The 23,134-nt window shown below is 50.5% G+C and carries 20 protein-coding genes; 16 read left to right on the top strand and 4 right to left on the bottom strand.

All coding sequences use genetic code 11. The features are described from left to right. Positions 1–105: 105 nt before the first annotated feature. From AXA67_06370 to AXA67_06300, 15 genes are all read left to right on the top strand, one after another. Positions 106–1,464, top strand: coding sequence for an NADH:ubiquinone reductase (Na(+)-transporting) subunit A (locus AXA67_06370; GenBank protein ID KXJ41167.1), 1,359 nt, complete (start codon positions 106–108; stop codon positions 1,462–1,464). Continuing rightward, entirely contained in the window at positions 1,464–2,669 is a 1,206-nt protein-coding gene (locus AXA67_06365) for an NADH:ubiquinone reductase (Na(+)-transporting) subunit B (GenBank protein ID KXJ41166.1), read from the top strand. The genes AXA67_06370 and AXA67_06365 overlap by 1 nt, the downstream gene beginning before the upstream one ends. Beyond that, a complete protein-coding gene (locus tag AXA67_06360; GenBank protein KXJ41165.1) occupies positions 2,662–3,528 on the top strand; it encodes an NADH:ubiquinone reductase (Na(+)-transporting) subunit C in 867 nt (288 codons plus the stop codon). The genes AXA67_06365 and AXA67_06360 overlap by 8 nt, the downstream gene beginning before the upstream one ends. A gap of 15 nt (positions 3,529–3,543) precedes the next feature. Continuing rightward, the gene (locus AXA67_06355) at positions 3,544–4,242 is read left to right on the top strand and encodes an NADH:ubiquinone reductase (Na(+)-transporting) subunit D (protein ID KXJ41164.1); all 699 of its coding nucleotides are present in this window, start codon (positions 3,544–3,546) and stop codon (positions 4,240–4,242) included. Next, positions 4,242–4,850, top strand: a complete 609-nt coding sequence (locus AXA67_06350) for an NADH:ubiquinone reductase (Na(+)-transporting) subunit E (GenBank protein ID KXJ41163.1) — start codon at positions 4,242–4,244, stop codon at positions 4,848–4,850. Before AXA67_06355 ends, AXA67_06350 begins: the two co-directional genes overlap by 1 nt. A 15-nt stretch (positions 4,851–4,865) precedes the next feature. Continuing rightward, positions 4,866–6,083: an NADH:ubiquinone reductase (Na(+)-transporting) subunit F gene (locus AXA67_06345; protein ID KXJ41162.1), complete on the top strand. Its 1,218-nt coding sequence runs from the start codon at positions 4,866–4,868 to the stop codon at positions 6,081–6,083. Next, positions 6,067–7,125 carry a hypothetical protein gene (locus tag AXA67_06340; protein ID KXJ41161.1) on the top strand — a complete coding sequence of 353 codons (1,059 nt, stop codon included), beginning with the start codon at positions 6,067–6,069 and terminating at the stop codon, positions 7,123–7,125. Before AXA67_06345 ends, AXA67_06340 begins: the two co-directional genes overlap by 17 nt. Before the next feature lie 444 nt (positions 7,126–7,569). Further along, positions 7,570–7,965 carry a hypothetical protein gene (locus AXA67_06335; GenBank protein ID KXJ41160.1) on the top strand — a complete coding sequence of 132 codons (396 nt, stop codon included), beginning with the start codon at positions 7,570–7,572 and terminating at the stop codon, positions 7,963–7,965. 111 nt (positions 7,966–8,076) lie between these two features. Beyond that, the gene (locus AXA67_06330) at positions 8,077–10,770 is read left to right on the top strand and encodes an aconitate hydratase (GenBank protein KXJ41159.1); all 2,694 of its coding nucleotides are present in this window, start codon (positions 8,077–8,079) and stop codon (positions 10,768–10,770) included. 271 nt (positions 10,771–11,041) lie between these two features. After that, positions 11,042–12,865 carry an excinuclease ABC subunit C gene (gene uvrC, locus AXA67_06325; GenBank protein KXJ41158.1) on the top strand — a complete coding sequence of 608 codons (1,824 nt, stop codon included), beginning with the start codon at positions 11,042–11,044 and terminating at the stop codon, positions 12,863–12,865. After that, positions 12,862–13,434, top strand: a complete 573-nt coding sequence (locus tag AXA67_06320) for a CDP-diacylglycerol--glycerol-3-phosphate 3-phosphatidyltransferase (protein ID KXJ41157.1) — start codon at positions 12,862–12,864, stop codon at positions 13,432–13,434. Before uvrC ends, AXA67_06320 begins: the two co-directional genes overlap by 4 nt. An 80-nt stretch (positions 13,435–13,514) precedes the next feature. Beyond that, on the top strand, positions 13,515–14,591 hold the full coding sequence (locus AXA67_06315) for a phospho-2-dehydro-3-deoxyheptonate aldolase (protein KXJ41156.1): 1,077 nt from the start codon (positions 13,515–13,517) through the stop codon (positions 14,589–14,591). Between the two features lie 8 nt (positions 14,592–14,599). Continuing rightward, positions 14,600–15,586: a thiazole synthase gene (locus AXA67_06310; protein KXJ41155.1), complete on the top strand. Its 987-nt coding sequence runs from the start codon at positions 14,600–14,602 to the stop codon at positions 15,584–15,586. A gap of 3 nt (positions 15,587–15,589) precedes the next feature. After that, positions 15,590–16,870: a glutamate-1-semialdehyde aminotransferase gene (locus tag AXA67_06305; protein KXJ41154.1), complete on the top strand. Its 1,281-nt coding sequence runs from the start codon at positions 15,590–15,592 to the stop codon at positions 16,868–16,870. A gap of 50 nt (positions 16,871–16,920) precedes the next feature. Then, positions 16,921–18,783, top strand: a complete 1,863-nt coding sequence (locus AXA67_06300; protein KXJ41153.1) for a hypothetical protein — start codon at positions 16,921–16,923, stop codon at positions 18,781–18,783. Here AXA67_06300 and rho read toward each other — a convergent pair. The 3 genes from rho to AXA67_06285 form a co-directional block, all read right to left on the bottom strand. After that, positions 18,780–20,039, bottom strand: a complete 1,260-nt coding sequence (gene rho / locus AXA67_06295) for a transcription termination factor Rho (GenBank protein KXJ41152.1) — start codon at positions 20,037–20,039, stop codon at positions 18,780–18,782. The genes AXA67_06300 and rho overlap by 4 nt on opposite strands. 151 nt (positions 20,040–20,190) lie before the next feature. Beyond that, positions 20,191–20,517, bottom strand: coding sequence for a thioredoxin (locus AXA67_06290; protein KXJ41151.1), 327 nt, complete (start codon positions 20,515–20,517; stop codon positions 20,191–20,193). 313 nt (positions 20,518–20,830) lie between these two features. Beyond that, complete coding sequence (locus AXA67_06285; protein ID KXJ41150.1) at positions 20,831–21,505, bottom strand: HAD family hydrolase; 675 nt, start codon at positions 21,503–21,505, stop codon at positions 20,831–20,833. 48 nt (positions 21,506–21,553) lie between these two features. On the opposite strand from AXA67_06285, the gene AXA67_06280 reads away from it, so the two are divergent. After that, entirely contained in the window at positions 21,554–22,375 is an 822-nt protein-coding gene (locus AXA67_06280; protein KXJ41149.1) for a 3'(2'),5'-bisphosphate nucleotidase CysQ, read from the top strand. Positions 22,376–22,531: 156 nt separating this feature from the next. Here AXA67_06280 and AXA67_06275 read toward each other — a convergent pair whose 3' ends face one another. Then, on the bottom strand, positions 22,532–23,026 hold the full coding sequence (locus tag AXA67_06275) for a heat-shock protein Hsp20 (protein KXJ41148.1): 495 nt from the start codon (positions 23,024–23,026) through the stop codon (positions 22,532–22,534). Positions 23,027–23,134 lie beyond the last annotated feature (108 nt).

Below are 23,134 nucleotides of genomic sequence, written 5' to 3'. Positions count from 1 at the left end.
TTATGGTCTAATACCGCGTGTTTTTGCCTTGCGCGTGACAGCCTTGGATGTTGAAAGGCTGTTTGCGGATCGCTATCAATCCATATTCAACCAGGCTTGAAATCTATGGTGATAAAAATCAAAAAAGGATTGGACTTGCCTGTTGCAGGTGAGCCTGAGCAAAAAATTTACCAGGGGAGGGAGGTAAAGTCAGTAGCCATGATTGGCCAGGACTTTATCGGGCTGAGGCCTTCGATCCAAGTGAAAGAAGGGGATCGGGTGAAGCTGGGTCAACCCTTGTTTGCGGACAAGACCCATCCGCAAATCAAATTTACCTCTCCGGGCAGTGGTGTCGTCAAAGCAATCAATCGGGGCGCCCGCCGTGTTCTTCAATCCATTGTGATTGAACTGGAAGGCGATGACGAGGAGGTTTTTGAGAGCTGCGCTGCTGACGAGCTGTCCAATTTGACCGCTGAACAGGTCAAGAGCAACTTGCTCAATTCAGGGTTATGGACGACGTTGCGAACTCGGCCTTATGGCAAGGTTCCCGCACCGGATTCCGAGCCTCATTCCATTTTTGTGACGGCCATAGATACCAATCCTCTGGCGATTGATCCGGTTGTTGTCATTTCTGAACGGGTTGACGATTTTCGTCATGGCCTGCAAGTGCTCCAGCACTTGACGCCAGGGAAAATCTACCTGTGCAAGGCTCCTTCAGCAGACGGTTTTCCGGCAGCCGATTCAAACAAGGTCGAGATGGTTGACTTTGATGGGCCGCACCCTGCTGGTCTGCCTGGCACCCATATTCACTTTCTGGATCCTGTCAGTGCCAGCAAAACGGTATGGTATCTGGATTATCAAGCTGTGCTTGCTATCGGCAGTCTGTTCACCACGGGTAGGCTAAATCCAGAAAAAGTAGTTTCCCTGGGCGGGCCTGCAGTAAAGAATCCGCGTTTGCTACGCACCCGCTGGGGAGCGAGTATTACTGATTTGACCCAGGGTGAAACAGAGGGTAACGAGCTTCGCATCATCTCCGGTTCCATCCTCAATGGCAGGAAAGCAAAAGGATGGGCCGCCTATTTGGGCCATTTCCATAGCCAAATCTCTGTGGTGCCTGAAAATCGCGAACGGGAATTCATGGGCTGGATTGAAATGAAAGGCGGTGACCATAAATTCTCGATTCTGAATGTCTTTCTTCTGAATCGAAACAAAGAACCGCGTAAATATAAACCCACCACGGCTTTATGGGGAAGTCCGAGAGCCATCGTACCCATCGGGGTTTACGAGCGGGTGATGCCTCTGGATATGTTGCCCACCCAACTGCTGCGGGCTTTGGTGGTGGGGGATACCGATACTGCCCAGGATCTCGGGTGTCTGGAGCTGGAAGAGGAGGATTTGGCTCTGTGCACTTTTGTGGATCCCGGGAAGCATAATTTCGGTCCGGTTCTTAGAAAAAATCTAATTCAAATTGAGAAGGAAGGCTGATGTCTAAAGTCAGAGCGTTCTTAGACAAAATCCATCCGCATTTTGCCAAGGGGGGGCGCTTCGAAAAGCTGTATCCCGTCTATGAAATGGTGGATACATTTCTTTACTCTCCAGTGGATGTAACGCCAGACCCGGTTCATGTGCGCGATGCCATTGACCTGAAGCGTGTGATGACCTACGTGTGGCTGGCGACGTTTCCAGCGGTATTGATTGCCCTGTATAACACGGGCTACCAGGCCAACAGCGCCATGCAGTCCATAGGCGTGGAAACCATTCCCAATTGGCGGGGACCCATTATGGACTGGTTCGGTTACAGCCCTTCCAATCCGCTTTCCTGCCTGATGCACGGTGCCTTATATTTTTTCCCGATCTACATTGTTACTTTGGTGGCAGGGGGAATTTGGGAAGTGCTGTTTGCCGTTGTGCGTAAACACGACGTCAATGAAGGATTCTTTGTTTCCTCCATCCTGTTTGCGCTGTCACTGCCGCCGGCGATACCGCTGTGGCAAGTTGCGCTGGGTATTTCCTTTGGCGTGGTGTTAGGCAAAGAAGTTTTTGGGGGGACGGGTAAGAATTTCCTCAATCCGGCCCTGACAGGACGGGCGTTTTTGTTCTTCTCTTATCCTGCCTTCATGAGTGGGGATTCAGTGTGGACCGCGGTGGATGGCTACAGTGGCGCGACGCCGCTGGCATTGGCCGCAGAAGGTGGCGTGGACGCGATTAAGGAAGCCGGTTTTTCCTGGTCCCAAACCTTTTTTGGTTTCATGCCAGGCTCCATTGGCGAAACTTCAACCCTGGCGATTATTTTGGGGGCGATTTTTCTGCTTTATACTGGTATTGCCAATTACCGCATTATGGCGGGCGTTTTGATTGGCGTCATCGTGATGTCGCTCATTTTCAATATCACTGGTAGCGAGACCAATCCGATGTTCAGCATGCCATTCTATTGGCATTTGACTCTGGGAGGATTGGCCTTTGGTCTGGTGTTTATGGCCACGGATCCGGTGAGTGCCGCCATGACGGATACCGGCCGCTGGATTTTCGGTATTCTTATCGGGGTGATGGTGGTTTTAGTCAGAGTAGTGAATCCCGCATTCCCGGAGGGAACCATGTTGGCGATCTTGTTTGCCAATATTTTCGCCTCCCTCATTGATTACTTTGTAATTCAGGCAAATATCAGAAGAAGGGCTAAACGCAATGCCTAATAATACAAGCGAACAACAATTGACTCTGTGGCAAGTAAAATGGCAGGGCTGGAAGGAGAAAGCCAAAGTCTACCGGGACCGGATTCTTGCTCTGCCCAATGATAGTTTTGAAAAAACCTTGGCCGTTGCTTTTTGGGTCTGTATGGCGTGCGCGGTGGTGGTAGCCTTTTCAGCCGTCGCCTTGCGGCCATTGCAGATATCCAATAAGGCCGCGGATATGAAGAAAAACATCCTGGAGGTGGTTGGCCTTTGGGAAGAGGGAATTGATATCGACAAGGCCTTCAAACAATTTGAAACGAAGGTGATTAGTTTGGAAACCGGCGATTTCGTTGAAGACTTGGATCCGAACACCTTTGATATGCGCAAGGCCGCCAAGGATCCCGAGATGAGCGAAGAAATTCCAAGAGAGCGTGATATTGCCGGGATCAAGCGCAAGCCGAAATTTGCTACCGTCTATTTCCTGAAGGATGAAAATGGCGAAACCAAGGCCATTGTGCTGCCGGTTTGGGGATATGGGCTTTGGTCGACCATGTATGGTTTTCTAGCCTTGGAACCCGACTGCAATACGGTGATCGGGATCAATTTTTATGACCAGGGCGAGACGCCCGGCCTCGGTGGCGAGGTTGTCAACCCCAACTGGCGCGCCCTCTGGAAGGGTAAAAAGGTCTATGATGAATCCGGAACCCCGGTGTTGCGTCTAGTGAAGGGCAGTGTCGATGCCGGGCAGTCTGGTTCGGAATACAAAGTGGATGGTCTGGCAGGGGCGACTCTGACGAGTAACGGGGTGAGTAATTTGATTCGTTTCTGGATGAGCGAAGACGGATACAAACCCTTCCTGGACAAATTCTGCGGACAATAAGTTAGGAGAGCGGCGATGAGTGAAGAAACCTTGGAAAACGCTGAAGAAGAATTTGACTTTGAAAAAGTCAAGCCCGTATTAGTTGATCCGTTAATCGACAATAACCCCATTACACTACAGGTTTTGGGAATTTGTTCCGCCTTGGCGGTGACTTCCCAGCTATCGACGGCACTGATTATGTGCGTTGCTTTAACTTCGGTGGTGGCGGCATCCAACACGGCGATTTCCTTGATAAGAAATCACATTCCCGCCAGTATCCGCATTATTGTGCAAATGACCATCATCGCTTCCTTGGTTATTGTGGTGGATCAGATCTTGAAGGCGGTGGCTTATGATATTAGCAAGCAACTGTCCGTATTTGTGGGTTTGATCATCACCAATTGTATTGTGATGGGCCGGGCCGAAGCTTTTGCCATGCAAAACCCGCCTATTGCCAGCTTTTTTGATGGTCTGGGGAATGGTTTGGGCTATAGCTTGATTCTGGTGGTGGTGGCGGTAATCCGGGAGCTGTTTGGTTCTGGAAAACTGCTGGGCAATGAAATATTGCCTTTAGTGAAGGATGGCGGTTGGTATGAACCCAACGGTTTGTTGCTGTTGCCTCCCAGTGCTTTCTTTATCATCGGTTTGTTCATTTGGGCAGTGCGAACCTGGAAGCCGAAGCAAGTTGAAGCGCCTGATTATCAGATTATGCCAGCCCATGGTGAGGTGGTGTAATGGAAGCCTTGGTCAGCTTGTTCGTCAAGTCGGTTTTCATTGAAAACCTGGCGCTGGCGTTTTTTTTGGGAATGTGTACCTTTCTGGCGGTATCCAAGAAAATCAGTACCGCCCTCGGCTTAGGGATTGCCGTGATTGTGGTGCAGACATTGACAGTGCCGGCCAATCATTTGATTCACGCTTACCTTTTGAAAGAAGGCGCCTTGTCCTGGGCGGGTTTGCCCGACGTGGATTTAAGCTTTCTGGTGTATTTGGCTAGCATCGGGGTGATCGCCGCCATTGTTCAAATTCTTGAAATGACGCTAGATCGCTTTTTTCCGGCTTTATTTAATGCTTTAGGTATCTTTCTGCCGCTGATTACGGTGAATTGCGCCATTTTAGGGGGTAGCCTGTTCATGATTGAACGGGAATACAATCTGACCGAAAGCGCTGTGTATGGCTTGGGCAGCGGGTTTGGATGGGCGCTGGCAATCACCGCGATGGCAGGCATCCGGGAAAAACTGAAATATAGTGATGTGCCGGCGGGTTTGCGCGGCCTTGGGATTACCTTCATCACGGCGGGCCTAATGTCCTTGGGGTTTATGGCCTTTTCTGGAATTCAGCTCTAAAAACAAGGTTAAAACATGTTGGAGATCATTTTAGGCGTTGTCTTTTTTACGCTCATTGTTTTGGCATTGGTGATGGTGATCCTCTGGGCCAAGTCCCACTTGGTGCCCCAGGGTGAAGTGGAGATCGTCGTCAATGGTGAAAAGACAATCAAAACCCCGGTTGGCGCCAAGTTGCTGATGGCTCTGGCGGATGCCGGACTGTTTGTGCCCTCTGCCTGCGGTGGTGGTGGTACTTGTGCCCAGTGCCGCGTTAAGGTGTTGGAAGGGGGCGGTGACTTGCTCCCCACCGAGGCGACCCATATCACTAAGCGCGAGGCCCGGGAAGGCGAGCGGTTGTCATGTCAGGTGACGGTCAAACAGCCGATGAAGATTGAAGTGCCCGAAGAAGTGTTCGGGGTCAAGAAATGGGAGTGTACGGTACGTTCCAACCATAATGTGGCCACCTTCATCAAAGAGCTGGTCCTGGATCTGCCCGACAATGAAACTTTGGAATTCCGCGCGGGTGGTTACATACAAATTGAGTGTCCGCCGTACCATATCAAGTTCTCCGAGTTCGACATTGAAGAAGAATTCCGGGATGAATGGGATAAATACAACCTGTGGGATCTTGAGTCCAAAGTGGATGAGCCTGTAGTGCGTGCTTACTCCATGGCAAACTTTCCATTGGAAAATGAAATTGTCATGTTGAATGTTCGTATTGCTACCCCGCCGCCAGGTTTGGATGTGCCTCCCGGTAAAATGTCTTCTTATATTTTCAATCTAAAGCCGGGGGACAAAGTGACGATTTCCGGTCCATTTGGCGAGTTTTACGCCCGAGAAACCGATAACGAAATGGTGTTTGTCGGTGGGGGCGCTGGCATGGCGCCAATGCGTTCCCATATTTTCGACCAGTTGATTCGCTTGAAAAGCAAGCGGAAGATGACTTTCTGGTATGGCGCGCGCAGCTTGCGGGAAACTTTCTACGTAGATCATTTCGATAAACTGCAGGAAGAAAATGAAAATTTCCGCTGGTATTTAGCTTTATCTGAACCGAAACCCGAGGACAATTGGACTGGTTATACTGGCTTTATCCATGAGGTCCTGTATCAAAATTATCTCAAAGACCATCCTGCGCCGGAAGATTGTGAATATTACCTTTGCGGACCGCCGGTAATGAACGCGGCAGTGATCAAGATGCTGGAGGACTTAGGTGTCGAAAGAGATAATATTATGCTGGATGACTTCGGCGGTTGATTTTCTCAAAATGCTAATTCCCTTACGAGGAGCCTTGGTGCTCCTCGTTTTGTTTCTGGCGGGGTGTCAACCGCAGGATAACAAGGCGGATTTTGAATATCGTGGCCTGGCATTAGGCACCAGCTTTTCCATTAAAGTCACCAAAATGCCCCCGGGCATTCAGAAGGAAAACCTCAAAAACAAACTGGACAGCTTGATTGATCTGGTCAATCAGCAAATGTCCACATATATTGAATCCTCGGAGTTATCAAGATTCAATCAAAGCCGCAGTACCGACTGGCAACCTGTCTCCGAGGATTTGGTCAAGGTGGTCAAATTAGCGCTGGCGGTCAGTGAGTGGAGCGAAGGGGCATTTGATGTGACGGTGGGACCCTTGGTCAACTTGTGGGGATTTGGCCCTGATCCTCGGACTCAAAAGGCGCCATTGCCTGATGCAATTACCAAGGCAAAATCCCGCATAGGATATCAATTTCTTGAAGTACGGCAGGCGCCACCGGCGCTGCGAAAACGTAAGGCGGATGTATATGTCGATCTTTCCGCTATTGCCAAAGGTTACGCGGTGGATAAGCTGGCTGAGTATTTGGATTCCATCGGCGTCGAAGGGTATTTGATCGAAATAGGAGGGGAGCTACGCTTAAAAGGCTTTAGTCCAAGAGGTGAGCCTTGGCGAATTGCCATAGAGAAACCTAAGGTCAATGTGCGGCAAATACAGAAGGTACTGGTGTTGACGGATATCAGTCTGGCGACTTCCGGGGATTACCGGAATTACTTTGAAGTCAATGGCCAGCGTTTCTCCCATACCATTGATTCGCGCAGCGGAAGGCCCATTAGCCACCGCTTGGCATCGGTGACCGTCTTGAGTCATACTACCACCCAGGCGGATGCATTAGCTACGGCGCTATTGGTGCTCGGGCCGGAGCGGGGCTGGGAAAAGGCCGCTAAGGCGGGAATTGCGGCTCTGTTTATTGTCAAAGAAAAGGAAGGGTTTTCGGAAAAAGCCACCAGAGCCTTTTTATCACAGACTAGCGAGGAGTCATCATGACCATTTTCATTATAACCTTTGTTATTATCGCCGTTGTTATTGGCATTATGTCCATTGGCGTCATTTTTGGCCGCTCAGCCATTAAGGGAAGTTGCGGTGGTGCTGGCAATGGTGAATGTCTGTGTGCCCAGGGAAAAAAAGAATGTAATAAACAACCCCAAGCTTAAAATTTAACTGATGATACGCACGGTGATTCCAAAGCAGCCCTCAAACGATGTGAGCGGTCTAGTGAGGAATCCTGTCATTGGCGGCTTACGGGCAAGACAGGGTACCCCCTCCCCAACCCTCCCCCGCAAGCGGTGGAGGGAGCGACGGACCCTGCCTTGAATCCCCTCTCCCTTTGGGAGAGGGGTTGGGGAGAGGGTGTGACAACGCAGTCCTTGCAGTAAGTTGCGTAACATCAGAATATAAAATTAAGGGTGAAATCCCTCTGAGGAGGAGCTTATGTTAAGAAATATTACTGTTCGAGATCACATGTCCACTAATCTGGTAACGTTCACACCAGACATGGGGGTATTTGAAGGAATACGCAAGTTATTGAGCCACAAAATAACCGGCGCGCCGGTGTTGGATGAAGAGGGAAATTTATTGGGCGCTTTTTCTGAAATGGATTGTCTGCGGGTGGTTCTCAATGCGGCATATCATGAAGAGATGGATGGCAAAATCGGGGAATACATGAGTACCGATATCCAGTCGGTCAGCCCCGATGCCAGCATCGTTGAAGTGGCTGAAATGTTTCAAAAAAGTAATTTGCGCCATTTCCCGGTTATTGAAGATGACAAACTGATAGGCTTGATTAGCCGGGTTGATATTTTGCGGGCCTTGGTGAGTATTTATTGAAGGATTAGAGCAGTCCTTTCAGTTACTTTTAAGAAACAGGCCTTCTAAACCAGCTCCACCCGAGTTGGAATGTTGTAAATGCATTATAAATTATAACTTGTAGGAGTCAGCATGAGTGATAGTAATCCTTTTGGTAGCCGGAACAGTTTGCAAACCCGTTCTGGAAAAGCGGATTACTTTCAATTAGAAAGTCTTGAGCGAGCCGGTGTGGGAGAGGTCACCTCTCTTCCCTTTACCATCAAAATTCTGTTGGAATCCATTTTGCGTCATTGCGACGGTGACCTGATTAAAGAAGATGAAGTCGTTTCTCTTGCCAAATGGACACCCAGTGGCGCCCGTCAGGGTGATATCCCCTTTATGCCGGCAAGGATTTTGCTGCAAGACTTTACCGGTGTTCCCGCACTCGTGGATTTGGCCGCCATGCGTTCGGCCATCCATCGTTTGGATGGGGATCCGGCCAAGATTGAGCCACTGATTCCCGCCGAGTTGGTGATCGATCATTCTGTTCAAGTAGATTATTTTGCTTCACCTGAGGCGCTCAAAGAGAATATGCGGCTCGAATTCCAGCGCAACCTTGAACGGTATCAATTTTTAAAGTGGGGACAGGGGGCGTTCGAGTCGTTTAAAGTCGTGCCACCGGGTGTTGGGATTGTGCACCAAGTCAATCTGGAATATTTGGCCCGCGGAGTCTTTCTCAGCGAACAGGGTATTGCCTATCCTGACAGCCTTGTAGGTACCGATTCCCACACCACCATGATCAACGGGCTTGGCATTTTAGGCTGGGGCGTTGGCGGTATCGAAGCCGAAGCTGGCATGTTGGGCCAGCCTCTTTATATGTTGCCACCGGATGTGATCGGTTTCAAAATGACCGGCCAATTACCCGAAGGCGCTACCGCGACGGATCTGGTGCTTACAGTCACGGAAATGCTGCGTCAATACGGTGTGGTCGGCAAATTCGTGGAGTTTTTTGGCCCCGGGCTTTCCAGTATCAGTGTTCCTGACCGGGCCACAGTAGCCAACATGGCGCCGGAATATGGGGCAACGGTAGGGTTTTTCCCCATTGATGCTGCGGTACTGGATTACATGCGATCTACGGGCAGAAGCGATGCTCAAGTGGATTTGATCGAACACTATTGTAAAGCCCAGGGGTTGTTCCGCACCGATGAAACTCCAGCGCCCCGTTTCACCGAAGTATTGGAACTGGATCTAAGCACAGTGGAACCGTCTTTGGCAGGTCCCAAGCGTCCTCAAGACAGGCTATCGGTTGCCGCCCTGAAGCCCGCATTTCAAAGTGCCTTGACCAAGCCGGCCAATACAGGCGGGTTTGGGGTGGCAGAGCAAGACTTGGATGCCAAAGAGTCCATTGAAATCAACAATCAGGCAACCGAGCTGCGTCATGGCTCGGTGGTGATTGCCGCGATTACCAGCTGTACCAATACCAGTAATCCTTCCGTGATGCTGGGAGCAGGATTGCTGGCGAAAAAAGCCACTGAAAAAGGTTTGAAGACGCCTCCCTACGTCAAAACCAGCCTGGCGCCAGGATCCCGGGTGGTCACCGATTATCTTCGCGATTCCGGGTTGGATACCTATTTAGAACAATTGGGTTTTTATACGGTTGGCTATGGTTGTACTACCTGTATCGGTAATAGTGGCCCATTACCGGAGCCGGTGACAAAAGCGCTGCAATCTGGCCGCTTGGTTGCAGCGGCGGTGCTTTCTGGTAACCGTAATTTTGAAGGCCGCATTCATCCCTTGACCCGGGCAAACTATCTGGCATCTCCACCTTTGGTGGTGGCGTATGCTTTGGCGGGCACGGTCAACATCGATTTGACGGCAGAACCCTTGGGCAAGGACAATGACGGGAAACCAGTCTTTCTGAAGGACATCTGGCCCACCCAAGAAGAGCTCAAACAAGTTTTGAAAACGGCGTTTGATCCGGAAAAGTTCAAGCAGGTCTATGAAAACTTGGATGAGTTCAATCCCGAATGGAATGCGATTAAGGTGCCGGCCAGCGTGCTGTATGATTGGCCGTCTGAGTCCACCTATATCCAGGAGCCGCCATTTTTTGCCCATCTCAAGCCCCAGCCGGATCCCATAGAGCCCATTCAACAGGCCCGGGTTTTGGTATTGCTTGGAGATTCGGTGACCACCGATCATATTTCTCCCGCAGGCGTGATTCCGGAAGGCCCGGCTACCGATTATCTGCTCTCTAAAGGGGTGGACCCCAAAGATTTCAATACTTTTGGCGCTCGCCGGGGAAATCACGAAGTGATGATGCGGGGTACCTTCGCCAATATCCGCCTCAAAAATCTGCTGGTGCCTGGCAAGGAAGGAGGCGTTACCGTCCATCTCCCGGAGGGAGAAGAGATGTGGATTTTTGATGCCGCCATGCGTTACCGGGAAGAAGGGGTTCCGCTGATTGTCATAGCTGGCAAGGATTATGGCATGGGCAGTTCCCGGGATTGGGCGGCCAAAGGCCCTAAACTGTTGGGCGTCCGGGCAGTGATAGCGGAAAGTTTTGAACGGATTCATCGCAGTAACCTGGTGGGGATGGGAATTCTGCCGTTGACTTTTCGTCCTGGTGATTCAGCAAAATCATTGGGGCTGAGCGGCCGTGAGCGTTACACCATTCCAGTGACCGATCAATTATCGGTGGGTGATACGCTGGAAGTGATTGCGGAAAAAGACGATGGTAGCAAGATCACTTTCAACGCGGATGTCAGATTAAATAGCGCGGCGGAATTGCAGTATTATCGTAACGGTGGGATCCTGCAGACAGTCCTCAGGGGCATGCTGGAGACATAAAAAAACGGCTAATAATGTATTTCCCCAAGTTAGGTAATGTGAGTAGGGTCATGGACCGGCTTCTGGGAAACGCTGTAAACGCTTTTGCGCTGTACATTCCTGTTCCGCGCAAAAGTCCTGCCCGGATTTCCCTATCCGGGCGCCCGGCCGACTGCGAATGTCCACTGGACTTTCGGTTCGGCTCGCCCCTGAGGGCCTGCTGGTAGCCATCCGGGCCGCCAACATTCTCAGAAGCCTCGGTCCAAGTCCCTATTGAGATAGATACGAAACAATGGCTGACCCTTATCCATTTGATATCAAGGAATTTCTGGCAACCCTCACTACCAAGCCCGGGGTCTATAAGATGCTGGATCATCGGGGGGAGCCTCTGTATGTGGGCAAGGCCAGGAACCTGAAGAACCGGGTTTCCAGCTATTTTCGCAGCCAGCAACCTCCCAAGCAGCGGGCAATGTTGGCGCGGCTTCATGCCATTGAAGTGACGGTTACCCGTAGCGAAGGAGAAGCTTTGCTGCTGGAGAGCCAATGGGTCAAGCGCTATCAACCCCGTTACAATATTTGTCTCAAGGATGATAAAAGTTACCCTTACATTTATATTTCCACCGAGCATCCCTTTCCCCGTGTCACTTTCCATCGCGGCGCCCGTAACCGCGGCGGGCGTTATTTCGGACCCTATCCCAGCGCCAGCGCGGTTCGCGCCAGCCTGAAACTGTTGCAAAAAGTATTTCCGGTGCGCCAATGTGAAGACAGTTATTTCAATAACCGCAGCCGGCCTTGCCTGCAATATCAAATTCAGCGCTGTACGGCGCCCTGTGTCGACTTGATCGGCGAGGAAGCTTATCGGCGGGACGTGGAAGACACGATAATGTTTTTAGAAGGCAAGGGGCAAGGGCTGTTGGATGATCTGGTCCGGCGGATGGAAAAAGCCGCATCACAATTGGAATTCGAGCGCGCGGCCCGCTACCGGGATCAGATCGCAACGCTTAGGGAGGTGCTGGAAAAACAGTACGTCACGGGTTACCGTGGCGATCTGGATGTAATTGCTTGTGCCAGCGAAGCGGGCGTGTCTTGTGTCCAGGTTGCCTGGTTTCGGGGCGGGCGCTATTTGGGGGATAAAACTTTGTTTCCTTCTCACACAGAGCAATACGATCCAGCAAAAATCCTGGAGGCATTCATCGGGCAGTACTATTTGGACAAACCGATTCCTCCCGAAATCCTTATTAGCCATCCGATAGAAGATGAAACTTTGATCGTTGATGTTCTCACCCAGCAAGCAGGCAGACAGGTTCGTCTTATCACCCGACCCCGCGGCCAGCGCCGGGAGTGGTTGAAAATGGTTCAGGCCAATACCGATACGGTTCTGCAGCAACGGCTTGTCAAGCGTCACGATCAACAGCAACGATTGGAAGCCCTGACTGATTTGTTGGACTTGCCTGAACTGCCTAAGCGGCTTGAGTGCTTTGATATCAGCCATATCCAGGGGGATCAAACGGTGGCCTCTTGTGTGGTTTTTGATACTCAGGGACCTGTGAAATCGGCCTACCGGCGGTTTAACATAGAAGGCATTACACCTGGAGACGATTATGCTGCTCAGGCCCAAGCAGTACGACGCCGATTCAAGCGGCTGCAAAAAGAGGGCCGCCACTTGCCCGATGTGCTTTTTATTGATGGCGGCAAAGGCCAGGTGAAATCCGTGTCAGAGGTGCTGGCTGAACTTAGGATGCCTTTTGTCCGAATCGTGGGCGTGGCCAAAGGGCCTGACAGGAAAGGAGGCGAAGAGGCTTTATATTTGTCTTGGCAAGATCGTTGGATACATCCTGGTAATCATCCGGCATTATTGCTAATCCGCCATATTCGCGACGAATCGCATAGGTTCGCCATTGGTGGGCACCGGCAAAGACGCAGTCGCATTAAACGGCAATCCGTTTTAGAATCTATCGATGGATTGGGGCCGAAACGCCGGCAACGATTGCTGCAGCAGTTTGGTGGGTTGCAGGCAATCAAAAAAGCCAGCGTCGAGGCATTATGTTCCGTGGAAGGCATCAATTATCAATTAGCCGAGAGAATTTACGAAACGTTTCATGAGCCAGGATCTTGAGCGAGACTAAAAACTTCAATATTGCGACTTATTTGACTTTTGCCCGAATCGTTTTGATTCCGGTATTGGTTTTGGTTTTCTATTTGCCAATACCCGGGACTGGGGTTTTTTGCGCCATTATTTTTATGCTGGCCGCGTTAACGGATTGGCTTGATGGCTATTTGGCCCGCAAACTCAATCAAACCACTGCCTTTGGCGCCTTCCTGGACCCTGTGGCTGACAAATTAATGGTGGCGGCGGTATTGGTATTGCTCGTGCAAAATGATCCGCAGCCGTGGCTGGCTGTGGCGGCTGTGGTGATTATCGGACGGGAAATTACCATTGCTTCCCTGAGAGAGTGGATGGCGGAAATCGGCGAGCGTAAAAAGGTCAAGGTTTCCTGGCTGGGAAAAGTTAAAACCACTTTGCAGATGGTAGCGATTACGGTTTTGCTATTTGCCGTGGACTGGCAGTCAGAGTGGCTGCGGCCTGTTGGGTACGTCTTGATCTACGCCGCAGCAATAATGACCTTATGGTCGATGGTGAACTATTTACGCGCGGCTTGGCCTATCTTATTGGAAAATCGCTAAAGGATTCGTATTCGTGGAATGATAAAATAAGCTATTTTTAGAAAATGAACGTAAGAATTATTAGATAGGTACTAGACATTATGTCCCCCAAATATCGTACAGATGACTTAAGGATCCGGGAAATGAAGGAGGTCGTTCCTCCGCAATTGGTGCACGACGAACTGCCCCTCAGCGATAAAGCCGCGGAAACCGTGCACGATGCCCGGCAAGCCATTCACAACGTTCTTTCCGGAAAGGACAAGCGATTTTTGGTTATTATCGGTCCCTGCTCCATCCATGATCCCGAGGCCGCGTTGGAGTATGCCCGGCGTTTGGTGGAAATCAAAAAGGCTTTGGAGAAGGAGTTGGTCCTTGTCATGCGGGTGTATTTTGAAAAGCCCCGCACCCGGGTGGGTTGGAAAGGCCTAATTAACGATCCGGATCTGGATGAAAGTTTCAATATCAACAAGGGTTTGCGGTTGGCCAGAAAGCTGCTTTTGCAAATCAATGAATTAGGTCTGGCTGCGGCCACGGAATATCTGGATTTGATCACCCCCCAATACGTTTCGGATCTCATTGCCTGGGGAGCGATCGGCGCCCGCACCACGGAGAGTCAAGTGCATCGGGAATTGGCATCGGGATTATCTTGTCCAGTAGGGTTCAAGAACGCGACCGATGGCACGGTGCAAGTGGCGGTGGATGCCATTGCTTCCGCCCAGCGCCCCCATCATTTTTTGTCGGTCACCAAAGCTGGTCGTTCGGCAATTTTCTCCACCACGGGCAATGAAGATTGCCATTTGATTCTCCGCGGCGGCAAGCAGCCCAATTATGATGCAGAAAGCGTGGCTGCGGCGGCGAAATCCTTGGAAGAGGCTGGGTTGCCCCCTCGCATCATGGTTGATTTCAGTCACGGTAATTGTTTCAAACAGCATGAGTTGCAAATGCAAGTGGCGGAAAATGTGGGTGAGCAACTTGCTGCTGGTGATGAAAGAATTATCGGCGCCATGGTGGAAAGCCATTTAAAACCCGGTCGTCAGGATTTGAAACCCGGCGCGCCTTTGGAATTTGGCAAAAGTATTACTGATCCTTGTTTGGGTTGGGAAGACAGCGTCAAACTTTTGGAAGGACTTGCTGAATCGGTGAAAAAGCGGCGTGAAGCAGTAGTGGTTGCCTCGTGAATTCAGTCATGGCGCTACAGATATTTATTAACGGCGAGCCTCGGGAAGTCCAGGAAAACACGACCCTGGAAGATCTGATAGCAGAGCTGGGGATGCAGAATCAAAGAATTGCCGTGGAAGTCAATCAACAGATCATTCCCCATGGGCAATACCATACCTGCCTACTGACCGGCGGCGACAAAGTCGAAATTGTCCGTGCAATTGGCGGCGGTCAAGGAGACGACCCTCTGGTAGTGGCGGGCAAGACTTATCGTTCCAGGTTGCTGGTAGGCACGGGAAAATATAAGGATTTGACCGAGACCAAAGCCGCCATCGAGGCAAGCGGCGCGGAAATTGTCACGGTGGCAATCCGGCGCACCAATATCGGCCAAAATGCCGATGAACCCAACTTGCTCGATGTGATTTCTCCCAACCGCTACACCATTCTGCCCAATACCGCTGGCTGTTATACCGTGAAAGATGCGGTAAGGACTTGCCATTTGGCCCGGGAGTTATTGGATGGGCACCGGCTGGTCAAGCTCGAAGTGCTGGGGGACGAAAAGACCCTTTACCCCGATGTGGTGGGTACCCTGGAAGCGGCCAAAATTCTGGTGGAGGATGGCTTTGATGTCATGGTGTACACCAATGATGATCCAATCATTGCCCGCAAGTTGGAGGACATCGGTTGTATAGCGGTGATGCCGTTGGCGGCGCCGATTGGCTCAGGCTTGGGAATTCGCAATCCTTATAACATCCGCACCATTGTTGAAAATGCTTCCGTACCCATTCTCGTCGATGCCGGTGTGGGAACCGCTTCTGATGCCAGCGTTGCCATGGAGCTGGGGTGCGATGGGGTGTTGATGAATACCGCCATCGCCGAAGCCAAAAAACCCGTGCTGATGGCGGAAGCAATGAAACTGGGCGTGGACGCAGGGCGTAAGGCATATTTGGCCGGGCGCATGCCCCGCCGGCGTTATGCTTCCGCATCGTCTCCGTTGGATGGGATGTTTTTCTAAGTTATGACAACCTCTTCCCAATATTACAACCAAGCCCTTCGATACATTCCGGGAGGCGTGAATTCCCCGGTGCGCGCTTTCAATGGCGTAGGCGGAACACCGCTATTTATTGAGCGCGCTGAAGGTCCTTATCTTGTTGATGTGGAAGGTCGCCGCTACATTGATTATGTCGGTTCCTGGGGACCCATGATCCTGGGGCATGCCCATCCCGAAGTACTATCGGCGGTAAAGACTGCCGCCGAACACGGTTTGAGTTTTGGCGCGCCCACGCCAATCGAAGTAAAAATGGCGCAAAAGCTTTGTGACCTGATCCCTTCGCTGGAAATGGTGCGGATGGTCAATTCCGGTACTGAAGCCACCATGAGCGCTATTCGTTTGGCACGGGGATTTACCGGGCGGGACAAATTGGTCAAGTTTGAAGGATGTTATCATGGCCATTCCGATGCCCTGTTGGTCAAAGCCGGTTCCGGTGCATTGACTTGTGGCGTCCCCAGTTCGCCCGGCGTTCCTGCCAGCGTGGTGGAGCATACCATTACTTTGCCTTACAACGATATTGAAGCTGTGAAGCGCCTGTTTTCCGAAATGGGTGACGCCATTGCTTGCGTCATTGTGGAACCGGTGGCAGGTAACATGAACTGTGTTCCGCCGCGGGATGGTTTTTTGCAAACCTTGCGCAAGGTTTGCGATAACCATGGCAGCGTGCTGATTTTTGACGAAGTGATGACTGGTTTTCGGGTGGCCCTTGGTGGCGCGCAATCCATCTATGAGGTTAAGCCTGATTTGACGACTTTAGGTAAAGTCATAGGCGGGGGAATGCCGGTGGGCGCGTTTGGCGGCAGACGGAAAATTATGGAACATTTGGCCCCTTCGGGGCCGGTCTATCAGGCAGGGACGTTATCCGGCAATCCGGTGGCGCTGGCGGCCGGCTTAAAAACATTGGAGCTCATCGAAACACCCGGATTTTTTGAGTCTCTTGCGGCCAAAACCCAAACTTTGATGTCAGGACTGGCGGAGACGGCGCAACAAGCCGGCGAGGATTTTAGGACAGTCTCTATCGGCGGCATGTTTGGACTGTTTTTTACCCAAGCTCCCGAAGTGACCAATTTCCAGCAGGTCATGGCCTGTGATCAAGAACGATTCAAGCGTTTCTTTCACCTGATGCTGGAAGAGGGCGTTTATCTGGCACCGTCAGCCTTTGAAGCGGGATTTGTTTCCGCAGCTCATGATCAAGCGGTGCTTGACGCCACCATTACTGCTGCGGAGCGCGCCTTCCAGAAGCTTTGAGCTTCGACAATTTCTATCATTGGATTGCACAGCACCCTCATTGGGCAGGTATGGGGGTGTTTGTCATCGCCCTTTTGGAATCTCTTGCCATTGTGGGCATGCTGGTGCCCGGTGTCGCCATGATGTTCGCGGCAGGCGCTTTAATCGGTACTGGAGCACTGTCTTTTTGGCCCATCTGTTTATGGGCGATGGCGGGCGCTATTGTGGGTGATGGCCTTAGTTATTGGCTCGGCTGCCGTTATCAAGCCCGCTTATGTCAGTTTTGGCCCTTTCGTTCCCATCCTGAAATTATTGCCCACGGCATCGCTTTTTTTAACAAATACGGTGGTTTGAGTGTCCTGTTCGGCCGCTTTGTAGGGCCGATTAGGGCAGTAATTCCTTTGGTGGCCGGCATGATGGGAATGAAGGCCAGCCGCTTTGTCCTCTTCAATATCCTATCCGCTATGCTATGGGCGCCGGTTTATCTCTTCCCTGGCGTCGTTTTCGGCGCTTCCCTTGAATTGGCGGCCAAGGTCACTGGGCGTCTGGCGCTGATATTAATTCTTTTGGTCACGGTGTTGTGGTTTGGTGCCTGGCTCAGCCGCCGGCTTTATTTGTTTTTTCAGCCCCGGGCTAACTGGCTGTTGTCCGCCATTTTTGATCTACATCGCCGATACCCTTTGCTTGCTCAATGGACAGGGACCTTATTAGATCCGGAGCAACGGGACTTTCTGGCATTACTGGTGCTAGCTGGGTTGTTATCAGTAGCAAGTATTCTGTTGTTGGCAGTGCTGCCTTCCCAGCCAATGGTGTCTTTGAATTTTCTCCATAATCCGTTGAGCGATGCCATTTTCCTTACCATTGAACGTTTGGCAAGCTGGCCGGTGTTGGGTGTTGTCTTTTTCGTTTGCGGGACATGGCTTTTCCGGGGCGGAAGATACCAGGCTTTGATTCACTGGCTAATCAGCTTGCTGTTTTGTGGCATGGTTGAAATATTGAGCCGGTTTTTGTTGCCGCCAGGCTATCTTGATAGCGCCATTTTACGTTCTGGAGCAGGTTATGGTTTTCTGGCTTTAATATTGGCAGGCCAAATTTACCCTGCAAGGCGCTGGATTGTCTATTCCCTGGCCAGTTTGTTTTGGGTTTTAGTCATTTTCTCCCAGTTGTATTTGAGCACGATTTCTTTGCCTGGTTTGTTAATTACTGGCATGATCACTGTGTTCTGGCTTGGCATAGCAGGCGTTGGTTACCGGCGCCACAGTCTTTCAGGCGTGGTTTTGCCGGGATTCAGGATGGTGACGTTCTTCACTTTCCTGGCTGTTACCGGATGGGTATCTTTCCAGCAAATAGAGGTACTGGACCGGGAAACTCCGGCCAGGGTCACGATGAGTGAGAAGGAATGGTGGCAGAAAGGTTGGGTTTGGTTGCCTGGGTACCGGTATGAATTATTTGGCCAATTCAGTCAACCATTAATACTCCAGTGGGCGTCGCCATTGACGGAAATACAATCCCGGCTACAGGCTTTGGGATGGCGTCCGGCCCGTCGTCTTGGCGTGGAAAGCGCCTTATATTGGTTGGCGCCCAAGGCGAGTGTTTCCGAGATTCCGATTTTGCCTCATTTTAATCAAGGCGAAGCGGAAAAATTAGTGCTGCTGAAGAAGCTGCCTGACAGAAAGACCATTATCTTGAGACTATGGGATAGCGGCTATCAACTCAATAATGGGAAGAGCAGGCCGTTGTGGATAGGCACGGTCGCCAGGCTGCAGGTGGTTTCAATGGCGGATCTGATACGGTTTAGCGAGGAAATAGATCGCTCAGACCATGAGGCTTTAACCATATTGCTAAGGGATCTTAGGCGCCAGGCAGATTGGTGCATGGTGAAGCGGGAAACCGAAACCCGTGAAGTCTGGTTAATCCGGCTTTGCGAAGATTAAGAGCGTTTCATGGAATCGAAAAATTCATTATTGGTTTTGGTCTGACGGAGTTTGTCCAACAAGAACTCAATAGCGGCGATTTCATCCATGGGATGGAGGATTTTCCGCAGTATCCAGCATTTTTGCAGTTCGTCTGGCGGGACAAGATATTCTTCCCGGCGGGTTCCTGAACGGTTGATATTGATAGCGGGATAAATCCGTTTCTCGGCGATTTTGCGTTCCAAATGCAGCTCCATGTTGCCAGTGCCTTTAAATTCTTCATAGATCACATCATCCATGCGCGAACCTGTCTCCACCAAAGCGGTGGCAATAATGGTCAGGCTGCCGCCTTCTTCAATATTGCGGGCGGCACCAAAGAAGCGCTTGGGTTTTTCCAGGGCATTGGCGTCAACCCCTCCGGTCAATAGCTTACCGGAAGAGGGGACAACGGTATTATAGGCTCTGGCCAGACGCGTAATGGAGTCGAGCAGGATCACCACATCCTGTTTATGCTCAACTAGGCGCTTGGCTTTTTCAATGACCATTTCGGCAACTTGGACGTGGCGTGCCGCTGGTTCGTCAAATGTACTAGAGACGACTTCCGCGCGGACGCTGCGCTGCATCTCGGTGACTTCTTCCGGACGCTCGTCTATCAGGAGGACGATCATGTAGCACTCAGGCGCCTTGATAGCAATGGAATGGGCGATATTTTGCAGGATCATGGTTTTCCCGGCTTTCGGCGGAGAGACAATCAATCCACGCTGGCCTTTGCCAATGGGAGCTACCAAATCGATGACCCGGGCGGTTAAATCTTCTGTACTGCCGTTTCCCAGCTCCAGTACAAAGCGTTCCTGGGGAAACAGGGGGGTCAGGTTTGAGAAATCAATTTTATGTTTGGCATTTTCAGGGGGTTCAAAGTTGATTTGCTCGACTTTGAGCATGGCAAAATAGCGCTCACCTTCCTTGGGTGGGCGGATTTTGCCCGAGATGGTGTCGCCCGTGCGTAGGCTGAAGCGTCGGATTTGACTGGGAGAGACATAAATATCATCGGGGCCAGCCAAATAAGAACTGTCTGCCGAGCGGAGGAAACCAAAGCCGTCTTGGAGAATTTCCAGGACCCCGTCTCCATAAATATCTTCGCCATTTTTGGCCAGTTTTTTGAGTATAACGAAGATGAGGTCTTGTTTCCGGGTTCGAGAGACACCTTCCAGCCCTAGAGATTCAGCAATTTCTAGCAATTCCGCGGCAGGTTTACGTTTAAGTTCGGTTAGGTTCATAGTTAATACTTTTTTAATTCAAGATGGTTCTATATTGATTCAACTAGAGGCCCAGGAAGATTGGGCTTGCGCAAAAAGTAAGCGGAGAAGTGTGGCGGGTGTTGAATATATCACCCGCCTTGGAAATCAGTATAGACGGGGTTGGACAGTTTTATAGGTTTTGATTAAGGAATGCCTCGAGTTGGGACTTGCTTAAGGCGCCAACCTTGGTAGCCTCGACTTCCCCATCTTTGAATAGCATGAGGGTAGGGATTCCCCTGACACCATAATGCTGAGGTGTCTTGGGATTTTCATCAATATTCAATTTGGCCACTTTTAGCTTGCCTTGATAGCCTTCCGCAATTTGCTCTAGGATGGGCGCAATCATTTTACAAGGCCCGCACCAGTCTGCCCAAAAGTCCAATAATACAGGCAAGTCAGATTTTAGGACTTCGTCTTCAAAGTTATCGTCGGTAACATGAACGATAAGATCACTCACGTGTTTCTCCAAATAGTTTATTGTTTAAATTCTATCCTTAATGCTTTGCCTAGAATCGTAATTGGCTTAATGCATAAAGGGAGTGTCCATGAATAATATACAATCAGGTACCAAGTAATACTGCCAAGTTATATTACATTTAGCGACTTGTTTTTGGAAAGATGCTCCAAACTTTCGGAATTCTCTGCCGATGAAACCGGCATATGGTACCAAGGTGCCCAGCTCTATAAGCAGGTCAAGACAAATTTTAAAGTAGATACATTTGATCCTAAACTAAAGCCGATTTCAAGGTTTTTTATATCCTTACAGTGAATTAGCCCTGCGGTAACAGCTGTTTGAGATCATCCACCGAGGGGAACTGGCGGATGATCCTTGACGGTTGTGTGCTATCCGGCCGACTAATGGCGACATTATAACGAATTCCATAGGCTTTACCAGCTTCCAGGACAGCAATGCTATCATCGACAAACAAAGTGGTCTCCCGACGAAATGCGATGTCTTCCGAAAGTCCGTGCCAGAAGTTTAGGTTTTCCTTGGGATAACCATAATGATGGGCGCAAATAATCCGGTCAAAAAAACGATTCAAACAAGTGCTTTCCATTTTGAGGGCCAAAACGTCAGGGTGGGCGTTAGTTACGAGCCACAGCGCTTTGTTGTAATGACGTATGGCCTCAAGGAATTCTATGACATGAGGGAAAACGCTGATTATCCCGGCGATTTCTCTTTTGAGACTGCGTAAGTCTAGCTGAAGTTCCTGGCTCCAGTAATCCAGGCAATACCATTCCAACGATCCCTTCAAAGCATCGAACTTTGGCTGTAGAACGTTTTTGGCCCGCTGCAAAGAGATATCATGACGTTTTGCATAGTGAACCGGGACGAATTCCTGCCAGAAATGGTTATCGAAATTGAGATCCAGTAACGTTCCATCCATATCCATCATCACGGTTTCAATCTTGTCCCAAGGTAAGTTGAGGGCTTTTTCTTCCATTGTCTTACAATATGACTTTAGCGAAATTAAGAACAGGAGAATATATTCATGGAATCATTGAACTTGGCAGCTATGCTGGATAGCGTGGTGGAGGCGTCGCGTAAAGCAGGAGAGCGCATACTGAAAATCTATGAGGCTGCGGATATTGAAGTAACCAATAAAAACGATGATTCCCCCCTGACAGCAGCCGACACCGCTTCTCATCGGTGTTTGATGGATGCATTAAGCCAAATTCAACCGAATTTTCCCATTCTATCTGAAGAAGCAAGCGACCTGCCTTACCAGGACCGCCAGCAATGGCAAACCTATTGGTTGGTGGATCCTTTAGATGGTACCAAGGAATTTATTAAGCGCAACGGTGAATTTACCGTCAACGTGGCGCTAATTCACGACCACGAGCCGGTATTAGGCGTAGTTCATGTGCCAGTCCAGGATACGACCTATTTTGCCGCTTCAGGACTTGGCGCACTCAAACAAGTGGGAGATCAACCTTCCCAAACAATCCATGTGCGTTGTCCAGCCCCAGAGCGGTTAGTCATTGTCGGAAGTCGCTCCCATCAAACCCAGGCATTCAAAGAGTACCTGGAAAAATTAAACGGCGAGTATGAGCTAGTCTCGATTGGCAGTTCGTTAAAGTTTTGTCTGGTAGCCGAGGGAAAGGCGGATTTGTATCCCCGGTTGGGCCCCACTTCCGAGTGGGACACCGCCGCCGCCCATTGTGTCGTAGCCCAGGCAGGCGGGTATGTAGTTGACTTGCAAGGCAAACCGCTCCGCTATAACACCAAAGATTCCGTACTCAATCCTTACTTTTTAGTCTATGGCGATGATACCAGAGATTGGCTGGCCTACCTGCCGGAAGGGTTGGGGTGAAAATAGATCTGTCCTCTTTCGGCAATCCCCCGGTCATCGGTGGTCATTGGCCCCGGGAAGGTTATTATCTGCCAAACCTTGCAATGTTCATGACCGTCGTCAAATTACAGATTTCACCGCCAGTGCTGTATGCTTTGATGGCTTTATGCACTTTAACTATGCCGTTTGAATGGCGATCCGCCGGCGGCCGTAGGGCTGCGCTTTGGGAAGTTTGATGGTCAAGACCCCTTTGCGGTAGGTGGCCTCCGCCCGGCTTTCATCCACCGGGGCCGGCAGTTGCAGGGCACGCTCAAAGGCGCCGTAAGCCCTTTCCAATAAATAATAGCGGCCGCTGGATTCTTCCCGCTCGGCGGTTTTTTCACCGCGGACCACCAAAATATCGTTGATGACTTCAATTTCGAAGTTTTCCGGATCCATGCCGGGGACTTCGAGATTAACGATGACTTGATCGTCTTCTTCTTTTATTTCCGCAGCCAACAATCCCCAGCGGGATGCGCTGGCCATCAGCTGATCCTCAGCGCCACCCCCCTTGGGATGGTGAGTGAATTGCGTCAACGCTTGCGATGCCCGTTCGCGCAAGGCGCGCCAACCTTCCGCCAGGGATTCGAGCGCATTTTGGAAACCATGCTTGATTTGATCCAGAGTACTCATTGGGCCCCTCCTTATGATTAAGTCAATCGGCATTTTGCAATGATTCTATCCGATTTCCTGCAAAATATCTTTGTTGGTCTATAGTTTTTCCATATAACCAGATTGAAA

Origin of the sequence: Methylothermaceae bacteria B42 (assembly GCA_001566965.1) — a bacterium.
Classification (GTDB): Bacteria; Pseudomonadota; Gammaproteobacteria; order Methylococcales; family Methylothermaceae; genus Methylohalobius.
This window is presented reverse-complemented; position numbering and strand designations above follow the sequence as displayed.

Excerpts from the sequence above, each read along its gene's own strand:
- AXA67_06370 (KXJ41167.1), top strand. The coding sequence starts at position 106 with ATGGTGATAAAAATCAAAAAAGGATTGGACTTGCCTGTTGCAGGTGAG.
- AXA67_06365 (KXJ41166.1), top strand. The coding sequence starts at position 1,464 with ATGTCTAAAGTCAGAGCGTTCTTAGACAAAATCCATCCGCATTTTGCC.
- AXA67_06360 (KXJ41165.1), top strand. The coding sequence starts at position 2,662 with ATGCCTAATAATACAAGCGAACAACAATTGACTCTGTGGCAAGTAAAA.
- AXA67_06355 (KXJ41164.1), top strand. The coding sequence starts at position 3,544 with ATGAGTGAAGAAACCTTGGAAAACGCTGAAGAAGAATTTGACTTTGAA.
- AXA67_06350 (KXJ41163.1), top strand. The coding sequence starts at position 4,242 with ATGGAAGCCTTGGTCAGCTTGTTCGTCAAGTCGGTTTTCATTGAAAAC.
- AXA67_06345 (KXJ41162.1), top strand. The coding sequence starts at position 4,866 with ATGTTGGAGATCATTTTAGGCGTTGTCTTTTTTACGCTCATTGTTTTG.
- AXA67_06340 (KXJ41161.1), top strand. The coding sequence starts at position 6,067 with ATGACTTCGGCGGTTGATTTTCTCAAAATGCTAATTCCCTTACGAGGA.
- AXA67_06335 (KXJ41160.1), top strand. The coding sequence starts at position 7,570 with ATGTTAAGAAATATTACTGTTCGAGATCACATGTCCACTAATCTGGTA.
- AXA67_06330 (KXJ41159.1), top strand. The coding sequence starts at position 8,077 with ATGAGTGATAGTAATCCTTTTGGTAGCCGGAACAGTTTGCAAACCCGT.
- uvrC (KXJ41158.1), top strand. The coding sequence starts at position 11,042 with ATGGCTGACCCTTATCCATTTGATATCAAGGAATTTCTGGCAACCCTC.
- AXA67_06315 (KXJ41156.1), top strand. The coding sequence starts at position 13,515 with ATGTCCCCCAAATATCGTACAGATGACTTAAGGATCCGGGAAATGAAG.
- AXA67_06310 (KXJ41155.1), top strand. The coding sequence starts at position 14,600 with ATGGCGCTACAGATATTTATTAACGGCGAGCCTCGGGAAGTCCAGGAA.
- AXA67_06305 (KXJ41154.1), top strand. The coding sequence starts at position 15,590 with ATGACAACCTCTTCCCAATATTACAACCAAGCCCTTCGATACATTCCG.
- AXA67_06300 (KXJ41153.1), top strand. The coding sequence starts at position 16,921 with ATGGGGGTGTTTGTCATCGCCCTTTTGGAATCTCTTGCCATTGTGGGC.
- rho (KXJ41152.1), bottom strand. The coding sequence starts at position 20,039 with ATGAACCTAACCGAACTTAAACGTAAACCTGCCGCGGAATTGCTAGAA.
- AXA67_06285 (KXJ41150.1), bottom strand. The coding sequence starts at position 21,505 with ATGGAAGAAAAAGCCCTCAACTTACCTTGGGACAAGATTGAAACCGTG.
- AXA67_06280 (KXJ41149.1), top strand. The coding sequence starts at position 21,554 with ATGGAATCATTGAACTTGGCAGCTATGCTGGATAGCGTGGTGGAGGCG.
- AXA67_06275 (KXJ41148.1), bottom strand. The coding sequence starts at position 23,026 with ATGAGTACTCTGGATCAAATCAAGCATGGTTTCCAAAATGCGCTCGAA.